The 14,351-nt window shown below is 66.5% G+C and carries 14 protein-coding genes; 9 read left to right on the plus strand and 5 right to left on the minus strand.

The window, feature by feature from the left end; genetic code table 11:
* Positions 1-23: 23 nt before the first annotated feature.
* From ACH2CY_RS03605 to ACH2CY_RS03635, 7 genes are all read left to right on the plus strand, one after another.
* Positions 24-773 (plus strand): SDR family NAD(P)-dependent oxidoreductase, encoded by a 750-nt coding sequence (locus ACH2CY_RS03605; RefSeq protein ID WP_395016028.1) that lies wholly within the window; start codon positions 24-26, stop codon positions 771-773.
* Positions 773-1,906: a glutamate 5-kinase gene (gene proB, locus ACH2CY_RS03610; RefSeq protein WP_395016030.1), complete on the plus strand. Its 1,134-nt coding sequence runs from the start codon at positions 773-775 to the stop codon at positions 1,904-1,906. Before ACH2CY_RS03605 ends, proB begins: the two co-directional genes overlap by 1 nt.
* Positions 1,903-3,180 carry a glutamate-5-semialdehyde dehydrogenase gene (locus tag ACH2CY_RS03615; RefSeq protein ID WP_395016032.1) on the plus strand — a complete coding sequence of 426 codons (1,278 nt, stop codon included), beginning with the start codon at positions 1,903-1,905 and terminating at the stop codon, positions 3,178-3,180. Before proB ends, ACH2CY_RS03615 begins: the two co-directional genes overlap by 4 nt.
* A gap of 174 nt (positions 3,181-3,354) precedes the next feature.
* Positions 3,355-3,966 carry a nicotinate-nucleotide adenylyltransferase gene (locus tag ACH2CY_RS03620; RefSeq protein WP_395016034.1) on the plus strand — a complete coding sequence of 204 codons (612 nt, stop codon included), beginning with the start codon at positions 3,355-3,357 and terminating at the stop codon, positions 3,964-3,966.
* Positions 3,967-4,105: 139 nt separating this feature from the next.
* Positions 4,106-4,423, plus strand: coding sequence for a ribosome silencing factor (gene rsfS / locus ACH2CY_RS03625; protein WP_395016036.1), 318 nt, complete (start codon positions 4,106-4,108; stop codon positions 4,421-4,423).
* A 163-nt stretch (positions 4,424-4,586) separates the two neighbouring features.
* Complete coding sequence (locus ACH2CY_RS03630) at positions 4,587-5,519, plus strand: DMT family transporter (protein ID WP_395016039.1); 933 nt, start codon at positions 4,587-4,589, stop codon at positions 5,517-5,519.
* Between the two features lie 72 nt (positions 5,520-5,591).
* Positions 5,592-7,190 (plus strand): peptide chain release factor 3, encoded by a 1,599-nt coding sequence (locus tag ACH2CY_RS03635; protein ID WP_395016040.1) that lies wholly within the window; start codon positions 5,592-5,594, stop codon positions 7,188-7,190.
* A gap of 130 nt (positions 7,191-7,320) precedes the next feature.
* Here the strand turns inward: ACH2CY_RS03635 and ACH2CY_RS03640 are convergent, their stop codons facing one another.
* The gene (locus ACH2CY_RS03640) at positions 7,321-8,832 is read right to left on the minus strand and encodes a PAS domain-containing sensor histidine kinase (protein WP_395016041.1); all 1,512 of its coding nucleotides are present in this window, start codon (positions 8,830-8,832) and stop codon (positions 7,321-7,323) included.
* Between the two features lie 162 nt (positions 8,833-8,994).
* Here ACH2CY_RS03640 and ACH2CY_RS03645 point away from each other — a divergent pair, with 162 nt between their 5' ends.
* Complete coding sequence (locus ACH2CY_RS03645; protein ID WP_395016042.1) at positions 8,995-9,984, plus strand: NAD-dependent epimerase/dehydratase family protein; 990 nt, start codon at positions 8,995-8,997, stop codon at positions 9,982-9,984.
* On the opposite strand, the gene ACH2CY_RS03650 is transcribed toward ACH2CY_RS03645, so the two are convergent.
* Complete coding sequence (locus ACH2CY_RS03650) at positions 9,981-10,424, minus strand: VOC family protein (protein WP_395016044.1); 444 nt, start codon at positions 10,422-10,424, stop codon at positions 9,981-9,983. The genes ACH2CY_RS03645 and ACH2CY_RS03650 overlap by 4 nt on opposite strands.
* Positions 10,425-10,460: 36 nt before the next feature.
* On the opposite strand from ACH2CY_RS03650, the gene mutL reads away from it, so the two are divergent.
* Positions 10,461-12,257: a DNA mismatch repair endonuclease MutL gene (gene mutL / locus ACH2CY_RS03655; protein ID WP_395016046.1), complete on the plus strand. Its 1,797-nt coding sequence runs from the start codon at positions 10,461-10,463 to the stop codon at positions 12,255-12,257.
* Here mutL and rsmD read toward each other — a convergent pair.
* From rsmD to ACH2CY_RS03670, 3 genes are read right to left on the minus strand one after another with little or no spacing between them, the layout of a single operon-like run.
* A complete protein-coding gene (gene rsmD / locus ACH2CY_RS03660) occupies positions 12,254-12,805 on the minus strand; it encodes a 16S rRNA (guanine(966)-N(2))-methyltransferase RsmD (RefSeq protein ID WP_395016047.1) in 552 nt (183 codons plus the stop codon). The genes mutL and rsmD overlap by 4 nt on opposite strands.
* Positions 12,780-13,592: a pseudouridine synthase gene (locus tag ACH2CY_RS03665; RefSeq protein WP_395016049.1), complete on the minus strand. Its 813-nt coding sequence runs from the start codon at positions 13,590-13,592 to the stop codon at positions 12,780-12,782. The genes rsmD and ACH2CY_RS03665 overlap by 26 nt, the downstream gene beginning before the upstream one ends.
* Positions 13,589-14,305: a gamma-glutamyl-gamma-aminobutyrate hydrolase family protein gene (locus ACH2CY_RS03670; protein ID WP_395016051.1), complete on the minus strand. Its 717-nt coding sequence runs from the start codon at positions 14,303-14,305 to the stop codon at positions 13,589-13,591. The genes ACH2CY_RS03665 and ACH2CY_RS03670 overlap by 4 nt, the downstream gene beginning before the upstream one ends.
* Positions 14,306-14,351: the final 46 nt, after the last annotated feature.

Raw genomic sequence — 14,351 nt, forward strand, 5'->3', positions numbered from 1 at the left:
TAAGGGGGATGGGGGATATGGCGTTGCGTTACATCGATCAGGATGACTACAGCGTCGCCGTCGTCGGCGGGGCGAGCGGTATCGGCCTTGAAGCCGCCCGCTTTCTCCACGCCCAGGGTGTGCGCGTCGCTGTGCTCGACCGCAACCAGGACGGCGTCAACGCCGCGGCCAAGGAACTCGGCGGTAAAGCCATCGGTGTCGCGGTCGACATCACCGACTGGGATGCGACCAAGGCCGCGATCGATTCCGTGGCCGAGCAGTTCGGCAAGATCGACGGCCTGGTCAACTGCGCCGCCATCGTCGGCAAAACCAACCTCAAGACCCACGAAGTCGAGATCGATAATTTCGACGAGTGCTACCAGATCAACCTGCGCGGCGCCTTCCTGCTTTCCAAGGCGGTGGTGCCGCATATGCTGAAGCGCAAATACGGCCGCATCCTCCATATTGCGTCCATCGCGGGCAAGGAAGGCAATGCCGGCATGCTGGCCTATTCGGCCACCAAGGCAGGGTTGATCGGTCTCGTCAAGGTCATGGGCAAGGACTACGCCGAGACCGGCATCACCGTGAACGGCCTCGCCCCCGCGGTGATCAAGACACCGATGGTGGCTGCGATGCCGCAGCAGCAGGTCGACTACATGACCGCCAAGATCCCGATGAAGCGTGTCGGCGAGCTCAAGGAAGCGGCCGAGATGATCGCCTGGATCGTCTCGCCGGCCTGCAGCTTCACCACCGGGTTTACGTTCGATTTGACCGGCGGCCGCGCCGTCTACTGATGACCACCCGTCGCCCCTCCGCGAAATCCCTGGCCACGTCGAAGCGCGTGGTGGTGAAGATCGGCTCCGCGCTGCTGGTCGATGACGAGAGCGGTGACATCCGCCGCAAGTGGCTGGAAGCCCTTTGCGACGACGTGGCCGCGCTCCGCAAGGGCGGCAGCGAAGTCGTGCTGGTCTCCTCCGGCGCGATCGCCGTCGGCCGCCGCCGTCTCGGCCTTGAGACCGGCGTGTTGCGGCTGGAGGAGAAGCAGGCCGCCGCCGCGACCGGCCAGATCCGCCTGGCCCATGCCTATCAGGAGGCGCTGGCGCGTCACGGCATCACCTGCGCCCAGGTGCTGCTGACCCTCGACGACACCGAGGAGCGCCGCCGGCACCTCAACGCGCGCTCGACCCTGGCCACCTTGCTGAAGCTCGACGCCGTGCCGGTGATCAACGAGAACGACACCGTCGCCACCTCCGAGATCCGCTTCGGCGACAACGACCGCCTCGCGGCCCGGGTGGCGGCGATGATCAGCGCCGACACGCTCGTTCTGCTCTCGGATATCGACGGCCTCTACACCGCCGATCCCCGCAAGGACAAGGACGCCGAGTTCATTCCGGAAGTCTCCGAGATGAGCGCCGAGATCGAATCCATGGCCGGCGAGGCACCCCCGGGCTACAGCTCCGGCGGCATGGTGACCAAGCTCGCCGCGGCGCGGATCGCGATGTCCGCCGGCTGCCGCATGCTGATCGCCAACGGCCGCCAGATGAACCCGCTGCAAGCCGTGGTCGACGGCGCCAAATGCTCCTGGTTCCTGCCCCAGGCCGAGCCGAAGACCGCGCGCAAGCGCTGGATCAGCGGCAGCCTGAAGCCTGCGGGCACGCTCACCGTCGATGCCGGGGCGTTGAATGCACTGAAGACCGGCCGCAGCCTGCTGCCCGCGGGGATCGTGAAGGTCGAAGGCCGGTTCGAGCGCGGCGACGCCGTGATCGTGGTCGACCTCGCAGGCAACGAGGTGGCACGCGGCCTCTCGGCTTACAATGCCAAGGACGCCAAGGCCATCATGGGCCACAAGAGCCGCGAAATCGCCGACTTGCTCGGCTATCGCGGCCGTGATGAGATGATTCACCGCGACGATCTGGTACTGTCATGACACTCGCGCAGACCAAGCCTTCCAGTCTTGAATCGACGATGCACCTGCTCGGCGAGGCGGCGAAATCCGCGGCCGCCGAACTGGCCCTCGCCGCCCCGGCGCTTAAAGTCGCCGGTCTCCAGGCGATGGCGAAGGCGATCCGCGACCAGGCCGGCGCGATCCTCGCCGCCAATGCCGAGGACATGAAGGCCGCCGAGGCGCGCGATCTCTCCGGCGCGCTGCTCGACCGCCTGAAGCTGAACGATGCGCGCGTCGAAGCCATGGCCAAGGGCCTGGAAGAGATCGCCGCGCAGCCCGACCCGGTCGGCCGGACCCTGGCCGAATGGACCCGGCCCAACGGGTTGAAGATTTCCCGGGTCTCGGTGCCGCTCGGCGTCATCGGCATCATCTACGAGAGCCGTCCCAACGTCGCCGCCGATGCCGGCGGGCTCTGCTTGAAGTCCGGCAATGCCGCGATCCTGCGCGGCGGCTCGGAAAGCGCCAAGTCCTCCGCCGTGATCGTGGCCGCGCTGCAATCCGGCCTCAAGGCCGCCGGCCTGCCGGAAGCTGCGATCCAGTCTGTGCCGACCACCGACCGCGAGGCGGTCGGCATCATGCTGCGGATGGACGACTGCATCGACCTCATCATCCCGCGCGGCGGGCGCGGCCTGATCGAGCGCGTCGCCGCCGAGAGCCGCATTCCGGTGCTGAAGCATCTCGATGGCCTCTGCCACACCTATGTCCACGCCAAGGCCGACCCCAAGAAGGCGCGCGAGATCGTCCTCAACGCCAAGATGCGGCGCACCGGCGTCTGTGGCGCGACCGAAACCCTGCTGATCGACAAGGGTGCCCTGTCTTTCGCCGAGCCGATCATCGCCGACCTCGTCAATGCCGCCTGCGAGGTGCGCGGCGACGACGAAGCCTTGAAGCTGCACGAAAAGGTGAAGATGGCGACGGCGAAAGACTGGGACACCGAGTATCTCGACGCCATCATCTCGGTCCGCGTGGTGGACGACATGGCCGGCGCCATCGAGCATATCAACCAGCACGGCTCGCACCATACCGAGGCGATCATTACCGAGGACGCGGCGGCGGCTGAGAAGTTCCTGCGCGAAGTCGATGCCGGAATCGTGCTGGTGAATGCGTCCACCCAGTTCGCCGACGGCGGCGAGTTCGGCATGGGCGCCGAGATCGGAATCTCCACCGGCAAGCTCCACGCCCGCGGCCCGGTGGGCGCGGAACAACTCACCAGCTACAAATACCTCGTCCGCGGCAACGGCCAAGTGCGGCCGTGATATCAGACCGCCTGCTGAAGGAGCGCTCTTCACGAGATTCCCCTCCCCCAAGATGGGGGAGGGCGAGGGAGGGGGTTGACGGTGCCGTCGGAGTTCTCAGCGGCACTGTCAACCCCCACCCCAACCCGCCCCCAAAATGGGGGCGGGAGTAGTCAGCATCGCGGCTCACTGATCGTGTCCAACATCATCACCACTCCGCACCGCCGCATCGGCATCCTCGGCGGCTCCTTCAATCCCGCGCACCAGGGTCACCGCGAGATCAGCCTCGCCGCGCTGCAACTTCTCGGCCTGGACGACGTCTGGTGGATGGTCTCGCCGCAGAACCCGCTCAAGCCCGTGGACGGCATGGCGCCCCTGGCCGCCCGAGTCGCCGCGGCGCGCAAGGTGGCCAACCACCCGAAAATCCGGGTCACCGACATCGAGGCCCGGCTCGGCACCCGCTACACCGCCGACACGCTCCGAAAGCTCTGCGAGACGCATCGGGACTGTCGTTTCGTGTGGTTGATGGGGGCCGACAACCTGGCCCAGATCGCACACTGGAAGGACTGGACACAGATATTTCACCAGCTGCCAATTGCGGTTTTCGACCGTCCTTCCTATACTTATAGGGCGATGGCCGCCCAGGCGGCCCGGCGTTTCCAGGCCTTCAGGCGCCCGGAACAGGCGGCAGGAAGGCTGGCGATCACGCCGCCACCTGCCTGGACGTTCATCCACCATCGGCTGAATCCGATCTCGGCCACCGAGATCCGCAAGAAGCGGAAAGCGGCGGCCAAGTCGGGTGTTTGAACAACGCTGTGGAGCCGATGCCGCAGCCTGAGGAGAGCGAAACATTACCCAAAAGAAGCCGGCGGTCCGCAAGCGCGCGACCGCTAAGAGTTCGGCAGATCGCAAAGCGGGCGATCTCCTGAAAATCGTCGAGAAGTCCTTGGATGCCGACAAGGCCGAGGACATCATCTCCATCGACCTCGCGGGCAAATCCTCGATCGCGGATTTCATGGTGATCGCCACCGGCCGGAGCAACCGGCAGCTGGCTTCCATGGCCCAGCACCTGGACGAGAAGCTCACCAAATCCGGCATCAAGAAGGTCAGCATCGAAGGGCTGACGCAGGGCGAATGGGTCCTGCTCGATGGCGGCGACGTGATCGTCCATCTGTTCAAGCCGGAGATCCGGCGCTTCTACAATCTGGAAAAGATGTGGGGCGTCGAGATGCCGGAACCGGAGCCCATGATCGCCGTCGGCTAGCGACGGGTGATCCAAGGGATCTGAAAGGTGTGCCGCTGCATGCGGCGCGCTGATGGGAGGGTTGCCGAATTGTCGGGACCTCGGCGGGTCCCGGAAGGCCATACTCGCGGTCTGGATTACCGCCTCAGGACCCTGCACCGTGCCGTTCAGCGCCGGGGCCATCTTGGCCTTCACCGCCGCCGCTTTCTTCTCCATGAAAGCCATCTTCGTGAAGCTCGCCTATCTCGGGCAGATCGAGGCCGGGCTTCCCACCGATGCCGTGACGGTGCTGGCGCTGCGCATGCTGTTCTCGCTGCCGGTTCTGCTCGTCGCCGCCTTCTGGTCCTCGCGCCGGCATAAGCACCGGCTGACCCGGAAGGACTGGCTCGCGGTGCTCTTCCTCGGCTGCGTCGGCTACTACCTTTCGAGCCTGCTCGACTTCATGGGGCTGCAATACATCACCGCCGGGCTCGAGCGGCTGATCCTGTTCCTCTATCCGACCGTCGTCGCGATCATCTCATTCTTCATCTTCAAGAAGCCGATCGGTCGCACCGGCATTGTGGCGCTGGTGCTCTCCTATATCGGCATCGCGCTGGCCAGCGTGCATGACGTCGAGACCAGCGGCAATGCGCATGCCGTGCTGATCGGCGGCGGCCTGATCTTCGCCTGCACCATCACCTATGCGATCTACCTGGTCGGGCAGGGCGAGGTGGTCGGCCGCATCGGGGCGACGCGCTTCGCCGCCTTGGCGACCACCGTCGCCGCGGCCTGCGTGCTGATCCAGTTCGCGATCCAGAGCCCGATCGGCGAGATCGCCACCCAGCCCTGGCCGGTCTATCTCCATTCCGGCCTGATGGCCCTGGTCTCGACCATCCTGCCGATCTTCATGACCGCGAAGGCGATCCAGATGATCGGCGCCGCCAAGGTCTCGCTGATCGGCGCCGTGGGCCCGGTCGCCACCATCTTCTTCGGCTGGCTGCTCTTGGGCGAGAACGTCTCGGTCCAGCAGATGATCGGCGCCGCCCTGGTGTTGGCGGGGGTGATCCTGGTCGCCCGCAAGCCGGCCCCGAAGCCGGCGCCCGTTCCGGCAGCCCAGGCCGCCCCGGCCGGGGAGTAGCCGCTCGGGCCGAATCCCCTGGAAAACCGGGGAAAAATGGCTACATTCCGCCCGAAATTTGAGATCGGACCGATGAACAACCTCGCACCCCTGCTGGCCCGGGAAGTGGCCCGGCGTCGCACTTTTGCGATCATCGCCCACCCCGACGCGGGCAAGACCACGCTGACCGAAAAGCTGCTGCTGTTCGGCGGCGCCATTCAGCTGGCCGGCGCGGTGAAGGCGCGCGGCGAGCAGCGCCGCGCGCGCTCGGACTGGATGAAGGTCGAGCGCGAGCGCGGCATTTCCGTGACCGCCTCGGTGATGACCTTCGAGCACGACGGCGAGATCTTCAACCTGCTCGACACGCCGGGGCATGAGGATTTCAGCGAGGACACCTACCGCACTCTCACGGCGGTGGATTCCGCGGTCATGGTGATCGACGCCGCCAAGGGAATCGAGAGCCAGACCCGCAAGCTGTTCGAGGCCTGCCGGCTCCGCGACGTGCCGATCATCACCTTCATCAACAAGATGGACCGCGAGAGCCGCGATCCCTTCGATCTCCTCTCCGAGATCCAGGAGACGCTGGCGCTCGACGTGACCCCGGCCTCCTGGCCGATCGGCATGGGCAAGACCTTCCGCGGCTGCTACGACCTGATCAAGGACCGCCTGGTGCTGTTCGATCGCGGCACCAAGCAGGAAGAGACCGGGCTCGAGATCAAGGGCCTCGACGATCCCAGGCTCGATGAGAAGCTGAAGCCCGACGAGGTCGCGCGGCTGCGCGACGAGGTCGAGATGGCGCGCGGGCTGATGCCGGCCTTCGACCTCGAATCCTACCGCGAGGGCCATCTCTCGCCGGTCTATTTCGGCTCGGCGGTCAATAATTTCGGCGTCGGCGAATTGCTGCGCGGCCTGGGCGAGGCGGCGCCGTCGCCGCGGCCGCAGCCCACCACCGGGCGCAAGGTCGAGCCGATGGAGGACAAGGTCTCCGGCTTCGTCTTCAAGATCCAGGCCAACATGGATCCGAAGCACCGCGACCGCATCGCCTTCGTGCGGCTCTGCTCCGGCCATTTCGAGCGCGGCATGAAGCTCAATCACGTGCGTTCGGGCAAGCAGATCAACGTGCACAACGCCGTGCTCTTCCTGGCCCAGGACCGCGAGATCGCCGAAGAGGCCTATGCCGGCGACATCATAGGCCTGCCCAATCACGGCAACCTCAGGATCGGCGATTCCTTAAGCGAAGGCGAAGCGCTGCAATTCACCGGCATCCCGAGCTTCGCCCCGGAGCATCTGCAGAGCGTGCGCGCCGACGATCCGTTGCGGGCGAAACATCTCGGCAAGGCGCTGGAGCAGCTGGCGGAGGAGGGGGCCGCCCGCGTGCTGCGCCCGCAGATCGGCACCGAATGGATCGTCGGCGTGGTCGGCGCGCTGCAGTTCGAGATTCTCGCCGACCGCATAAAGAACGAATACGGGCTCCCGGTGAAGTTCGAGCCGGTCGGCCTCTATGCCGCGCGCTGGGTCGAATGCGACGATCCCGCCAAGCTCAAGGCCTTCCTGGACGAGACCCGCGCCAGCATCGCCCACGACCACAACGGCGACCCGGTGTTCCTGGCGCGCAACGCCTGGCACCTCGACCGCGCGGGCCAGGATCACCCGGCGATCAAGTTCCTGAAGACGAAAGAACAGAACCACTAAGCGATCGGCTGTTTTGACTCGTCATCCTCCGCGAAGGCGGAGGATCCACGAGTTTCTATTGTGCGACGGAAGTGGACTCGTGGATCGTCCGCCTACGCGGACCATGACGACTAATCAGGACGGAGTGCGCTCAGGCCGCCGGCTTCATCCAGGGCAGCAGCAGCGTCGCGGTGGTGCCATGGCCCTTGGTGCTCATGATGTCGAGCGTGCCGCCATGGAGCTCGACCAGCGATTTGACCAGGGTGAGGCCGATGCCGGTGCCCTTGCGCTGACGCGCCAGCTCGCTGTCGATCTGGCCGAAGGGCTGGACGGCTTTGGTCAGCTCTTCGGGCGTCATGCCGATGCCGTCATCCGCAACCGAGATCGAGACGCCGTCCTCCGCGTTGCGGAAGCTCAAGGTCACGACCCCGCCCGCCGGCGTGAACTTCACCGCATTGGACAGCAGGTTGATGATCATCTGCTTGGCGGCGCGCGGGTCGGCATGGACCTCGCCGCAGTCCGGCGCGATCTCGACCTTGACCACGACCGAATTGTCCCGGGCCATGCCGATCACCATGGTGCGGCAGGCTTCGGCGAGCGACGTGGTCTCCAGCGGCTGGATGGAAAGCTCCATCTTGCCGGCCTCGATCTTCGACATGTCGAGCACGTCGTTGATCAGCGAGAGCAGCAATTCGCCGCTGTTGTGGATCAGCTCGACATATTCCTGGTAGCGCGCCGGCTCGATCGGTCCGAACAGGCCGGCGCGCATGATGTCGGCAAAGCCGAGGATGCCGTTCAAGGGCGTGCGGAGCTCGTGGCTCATATGCGCGAGGAAGCGCGACTTCGCGCGGTTGCTGTCCTCGGCCGCGATCTGCGCCTCGCGCAGCTCCTCGGCGACGGCGGTGAGCGCGGTGTTCTTGCGCATGAGCTCGTCCCGCGCCCGCTTCATCGCCGTGACGTTGACCCCGATCGAGAGAAACTCCGGCTGCTCGCCGTCACGGATCGGCAGCGCAACATCGACCCAGCGGTACCAGCGCTGCGATCCGTCGGGCCGGGTCTTGGCGATCTCGTTGGTGTTGACGATGGCGCGGCCCTTAGATTCGATGACCGCGCGGCGCACGATCTCCAGTTCCGCCGGCGGCAGCCAGTCGGCGAAGCTGCGGCCGATGATTTCGGAAACCTTGCGGCCGTGGAACTCGGCGTAGCTCGCCGAGCATTCGAGGATGGTGAGGTCGGCGCGATAGCGCACCATCATGTCCTCCCCGACATCCGCGCCCGGCGTGCCGGTCAAGGACTGCGGGCGGAGATCGATGAGCAGGAGCTGAACCGTCTCGCCATCCGACTGCGGCATCAGCACCAGGCGGCTCGGAATGGCGCCTTGCGGCAGGGTGACCGCGAGATCGACCTCCAGCACCTCGCCGCTGGCGAGGCAGGCGCGGAGCGCCTGACCGAGGATGCGGGCATCGGCGCCGAGGACTTCGCCGACCAGCTGGCCGATGATGGCCTGCGGTTGCCTCTGGAACAGGGTCGCCAGCGACTTCGAGACGGACAGCAGGCGCGCAGAGCCGCCACGCTCCAATCTGAGAAGGCAGCGCGGGGAATCGCGAAAGGGCGGCTCGGCGGAATCCGCGTCGGCCGCGAGAGCCTGTGCTCCACCGGTCATCCGCCGATTTTGGCAAACCATCTGTTAAGAAGCGGTTTTCGTTCTTATTTTATAGACGTTACAAAGGCTTATGGGGATCGACTCCGCTGAAAAAGCTGCTGCCGAAGCCGGCTGCCTTTGCTAGGTTCGCGCGCTCCCCTTCGAAACCGGAAGTTTTCGTAGATGACGATCCTGGTCACCGGCGCCGCCGGCTTCATCGGATTTCACGTCGCCAATGCGCTGCTCGACCGCGGCGAGGCGGTGCTGGGGCTCGACAACCTCAACAAATACTACGACCCGAGGCTGAAGGCCGGGCGGCTGGCGCTGCTGGAGCAGCGCAAGGGCTTCCGCTTTGTCTTCGCCGATATCGGCCGGTTCCAGGCGGTGGAGGCGGCGGCACATAACGATCTGCCGAAGATCGACCGCATCGTGCATCTGGCCGCACAGGCCGGGGTGCGGCACTCGATCGATCATCCGCTGGACTACCTGCAGTCCAACTATGCCGGCCACCTCAACATCCTCGAGCTGGCGCGGCGCATTCCGCAACTCAGGCACCTGGTCTATGCCAGCTCGAGCTCGGTCTATGGCGGCTCGACCGCGATCCCCTTCGCGCTCGACAATCCCGTCGACCAGCCGACCTCGCTCTATGCCGCCAGCAAGCGCGCCAACGAGCTGGCCAGCATCTCCTATGCGAGCCTCTATCGGATCCCGCAGACCGGCCTGCGCTTCTTCACGGTCTACGGCCCCTGGGGCCGGCCGGACATGGCCTATTACCGCTTCGTCTCCGACACGCTGGAGGGCAAGGCGGCACCGGTCTATGGCGACGGCGCGCAGAGCCGCGACTTCACCTATGTGGACGACATCGTCGCCGGCGTGATCGGGGCGCTGGACCGGCCGCCCCAAGGTGGACAGGGCGCGAACACGCCGCCGCACCGGCTGTTCAATCTCGGCAACGACAAGCCGAACACGCTCAACCGGATGATCGAGTTGATCGAGCAGGCTTGCGGAAAGAAGATGCAGCGCGACGTGAAGCCGGTGCAGCCGGCGGATGTGCCGGCGACCTGGGCCGACATCTCCGCCAGCCGCCGCGATCTCGACTTCACGCCGCGGACGCCGCTGGAAGAGGGGATCCCGCGCTTCGTCGCCTGGTATCGCGACTTCGCGAAGGTCTAGCCCTTCGGCCGCCCCGGCACCCAGCAATAGCCGTCGGGATCGAGAATGTAGGCCTCCCGCAAGCCGTGCGGCTTGTCGCTGGCTTCCTGCAGCACATGATGCCCATGGGCGAGCGCGTGCTTAACCGCTTCGTCCGGATCGCAGTCATAGAGCCGGATCTCCATGCCGAGGCCGCGCACCGCGGAATCCTCCAGCAGCGGCAGCAGCGGATTGGAATGGTAGGTGCCGTCGGCATGCAGCATCCACTCGGCCGCGCTGCGGCCTTTGGTGTAGCGCAGCACCGCGAAATCCTTGTCGGCGACGGCGACCGTGGCCCCCAGCACGTCCTTGGCGAAGGCCACCGAACGCGCGACGTCGCGGACCAGCAGGTTGATCCCTAACCCTTTGAGCGAGCGTCCATATTCATCGGCGCCCATGAACTCTTGATCGGCATTCCCCATGTGCACCCTCCCCGGTGGCGCGCTACACTACCGCCCATGTCGATTCGCCTGCTACCGCCCAACCTGGTCAACCAGATCGCCGCCGGCGAGGTCGTCGAGCGGCCTGCTTCGGTCGTGAAGGAACTGGTCGAAAACGCGCTCGATGCCGGTGCCCAGCGCATCGACGTCACCTTGCGCGACGGCGGCCGCGCGCTCATTTCCGTCACCGACGACGGCCATGGCATGGACCGGGAGGAACTGGCGCTGGCGGTCGAGCGGCATGCGACCTCGAAGCTGCCCGGCGACGACCTGGTCCATATCAACCAGTTCGGTTTCCGCGGCGAGGCCCTGCCGGCGATCGGCGCGGTCGGGCGCCTGGCGATCACCACCCGGCAGCACGGCGCGGAGCATGGCTGGCGGCTGACCGTCGAAGGCGGCGAGAAATCGCCGATCGAGCCGGCGCCGACCAACCCGGGGACCCGGGTCGAGCTGCGCGATCTCTTCTACGCCGTGCCGGCGCGGCTCAAATTCCTGAAATCGGCGCGCTCGGAATTGAACGCGGTCACCGAGATCGTCGAGCGCCTCGCCATGGCGCATCCCGAAGTCGCCTTCTCCTTGAGCGACGACGAGCGCAACATCCTGCGCTTCCATGCCGAGACCACCGACCTCATCGCCGAGGCGGAAGGGGCGCGGCTGAAGCGGCTCTCGGCGGTGATGGGCCGCGACTTCGCCGAGAACGCGGCGCCGGTCGAGGCGATCCGCGACGGCCATCGCATCACCGGCTTTGCGGGCCTGCCGACCTTGAACCGCGCGACCGCGTCGATGCAGTATCTCTTCGTCAACGGCCGGCCGGTCAAGGACCGGCTGCTGGTCGGTGCCATCCGCGGCGCCTATCAGGACTTCCTGGCCCGCGACCGCCATCCGCTGGCGGTGCTGTTCGTCGATTGCCCGCCGGAGGATGTCGACGTCAACGTCCACCCCGCCAAAGCCGAGGTGCGCTTCCGCGACGCGGCCCTGGTGCGCGGCTTGATCGTCGGCGGCATCCGCCATGCGCTGACCGGCGCCGGCCACCGCGCCTCGACCACGGTCGCCGCCGCGACCCTGCAGGGCTTCAGCGCACAGTCGATGCCGAGCTACCAGGCCATGCCGATGCGCGGACCTTCGGTCGCGCATCTCGCGGCGCAGGCCGTCGCCGCTTTCGCGCCTTTGGACCCGGAGCTGGCGCGGCCCTCGGTGCGCGCCGAAGCCGCGCCGGAGACGACGGCCTTGCGCGACTATCCCCTCGGCGTGGCGCGGGCGCAGCTGCACGGCACCTATATCGTCGCGCAGACCGCCGACGGCATCGTCATCGTCGACCAGCACGCCGCCCATGAACGGCTGGTCTATGAGCGGATGAAGGACGCGCTGGCCGCGACCGGCATCGCCCGCCAGGCGCTGCTCATTCCCGAAGTGGTCGATCTCGACCAACCGGCCGCCGAACGCCTCCTGTCCCGGGCGGCCGAGCTGGAAGAATTGGGCCTAGTGATCGAGAGCTTCGGTCCGGCCACCGTGGTGGTGCGGGAAGTGCCGGCCTTGCTCGGCGCCACCGACGTGCACGGGCTGCTGCGCGATCTCGCCGACGAGCTCGCGGAGTTCGACACGGCATTGAGTCTCAAGGAACGGCTGGAGCATGTCTGCGGCACCATGGCCTGCCACGGCTCGGTGCGCGCCGGGCGGCAATTGAACCAGGCCGAGATGGACGCGCTGCTGCGCCAGATGGAAGCGACCCCGCATTCCGGCCAGTGCAACCACGGCCGCCCGACCTATGTCGAGCTGAAGCTGGCGGATATCGAACGGCTGTTCGGGCGGCGCTAGGTCTGCCGCAGCAGCACGAAGCGTGCCTTGCCGTATTCCCGGTCGTCCAGCAGCTCGAAGCCTTCCGGCGCGAAGGCATCCTTGCGATGCATCTCAGCGACCAGCAGCGCATCCGCCGCGAACCAGCCCGCCTCGCGCAAAGCCTCCAACGCCGGCAGAAGCAGATCCTTGCCATAGGGCGGATCGAGGAAGACCAGCGTTGCCGGCCCCCAATTCGCCGCGACGCGCGGCGGCTTGCGCGCATCGTTGATGAAGAGCTGCGCCCGCGGCTGTTCCTTGCAGGCGGCGATGTTCTTCCTGATCGCCTCGGCGGCGCCGCGGTCGCTCTCGATGAAGCTGGCGCGTTCGGCGCCGCGCGACAATGCTTCAAGCCCAATGGCACCCGAACCGGCGAAGACGTCGAGCACCTTGGCGTCGCGCACGGCGTCGTAGCTGTTCATCAGGATGTTGAACACCGCCTGGCGCGCGCGGTCGGCGGTGGGGCGCGTCTCCAAGCCTTCCTGCGAGACGAGCTTGACGCCTCTATGGCTTCCGGCGTCGATCCGCATCGGGCTTTCGCGTTGGTACGGGCCTCTGGGCGACCTGGGGCTTCGGCTTGTCCCTCGGGGTCTCGATGCCGAGCTGGTCTTTCAGCACCTTGCCCTTGACCTCCTCGACGGCGCCGCTCTCGAGATTGCCGAGCTGGAAGGGACCGTAGGAGATGCGGATCAGGCGGCTGACCGCCCAGCCGAAATGGCCGCAGAGCTTGCGGATCTCGCGGTTCTTGCCTTCGGTCAGCGCCATGGTCAGCCAGGCATTGTCGCCCTGCTGCCGGTCGAGGCTGGCCTGCACCGAGCCGTAGCGGATGCCTTCGACGGTGATGCCCTTGCGCAGCTCGTTCAAATGCGCGACCTCGACCTGGCCGTTGACGCGCACGCGGTAGCGCCGCACCCAGCCGGTGGCGGGCAATTCCAGCCGCCGCGCCAGCTCGCCGTCGTTGGTCAAGAGCAGCAGGCCTTCCGAGTTGAGATCGAGCCGGCCGACCGAAACGACGCGCGGCAATTCCTTCGGCAGGCTCTCAAACACGGTCGGGCGGCCCTGCGGGTCCTTCGCTGTCGTGAGCAGCCCGCGCGGCTTGTGATAGCGCCAGAGCCGGATCTTCTCCTTGTCGGGCAGCGGCTTGCCATCGACGCGGATGTCGTCCCGTTCGGTGACGTTGAGTGCCGGCGAGGTGATCTTCTGCCCGTTGACCTTGACCCGGCCGTCGGCGATCCAGGCTTCGGCCTCGCGGCGGGAGCAGAGACCCGCGCGCGCCATCACCTTGGCGATGCGATCGCCTTCAGGCGTCGTGCTCATTTCGGTGAAGCGGCGGCGATCAGAGCCTGGAACAGCTTCTTGTCCGCGGCGCCGATCCGGAACTCGGGATGCCATTGCACGCCGATGCAGAAGGGCAGGCGCGGGTCCTCGATGCCTTCGATCACACCATCGGCGGCGACCGCGTTCACGACCACGCCGGGACCGACCGACTTCACCGCCTGGTGATGCGCGGAGTTGACCTTGATCTCGGCCTCGCCGCTGATCTTGTGGAGGAGCGAGCCCGGCGTCACCTTCACCGCATGGCCCGGCGTGTGGCGCGGGTTCGGCTGCTCATGCAGCAGAGAGTCGGTCACCTCGTCCTCGATATGCTGGATCAAGGTGCCGCCCAGGATCACGTTCAGGAGCTGCTCGCCGCCGCAAATGCCGAGCACCGGCTTCTTGCGCGCCAGCATCGCCTTGGTGACGCCGAGCTCGAAATTGGTGCGGTTCGGCTTCAGGGTCACCGTCGCGTGCTTGCCGTTGGCGCCGAACATGGCGGGATCGACGTCGAAGGCGCCGCCGGTTACCACCAGCGCGTCGAGCCGGTCGGCATAGGAATCGACAGCATCCAGCGCATGCGGCAGGCCGACCGGCATGCCGCCGGCCTCGGCGATCGCGTCGGCATAGTTGGCCCGGAGGCCGTAGCGCGCGGATTTGGCTATGCCTTCGCCCTCGTCGGAATCCAGGGTCAGGCCGATAAGCGGTTGATTCATGATGGCTCCTCTGCGCGGCAAGCTAGAGCAACGGCCCCTTTCGGAC

The organism is Dongia sp. (assembly GCF_041905885.1).
Taxonomy (GTDB): domain Bacteria; phylum Pseudomonadota; class Alphaproteobacteria; order Dongiales; family Dongiaceae; genus Dongia.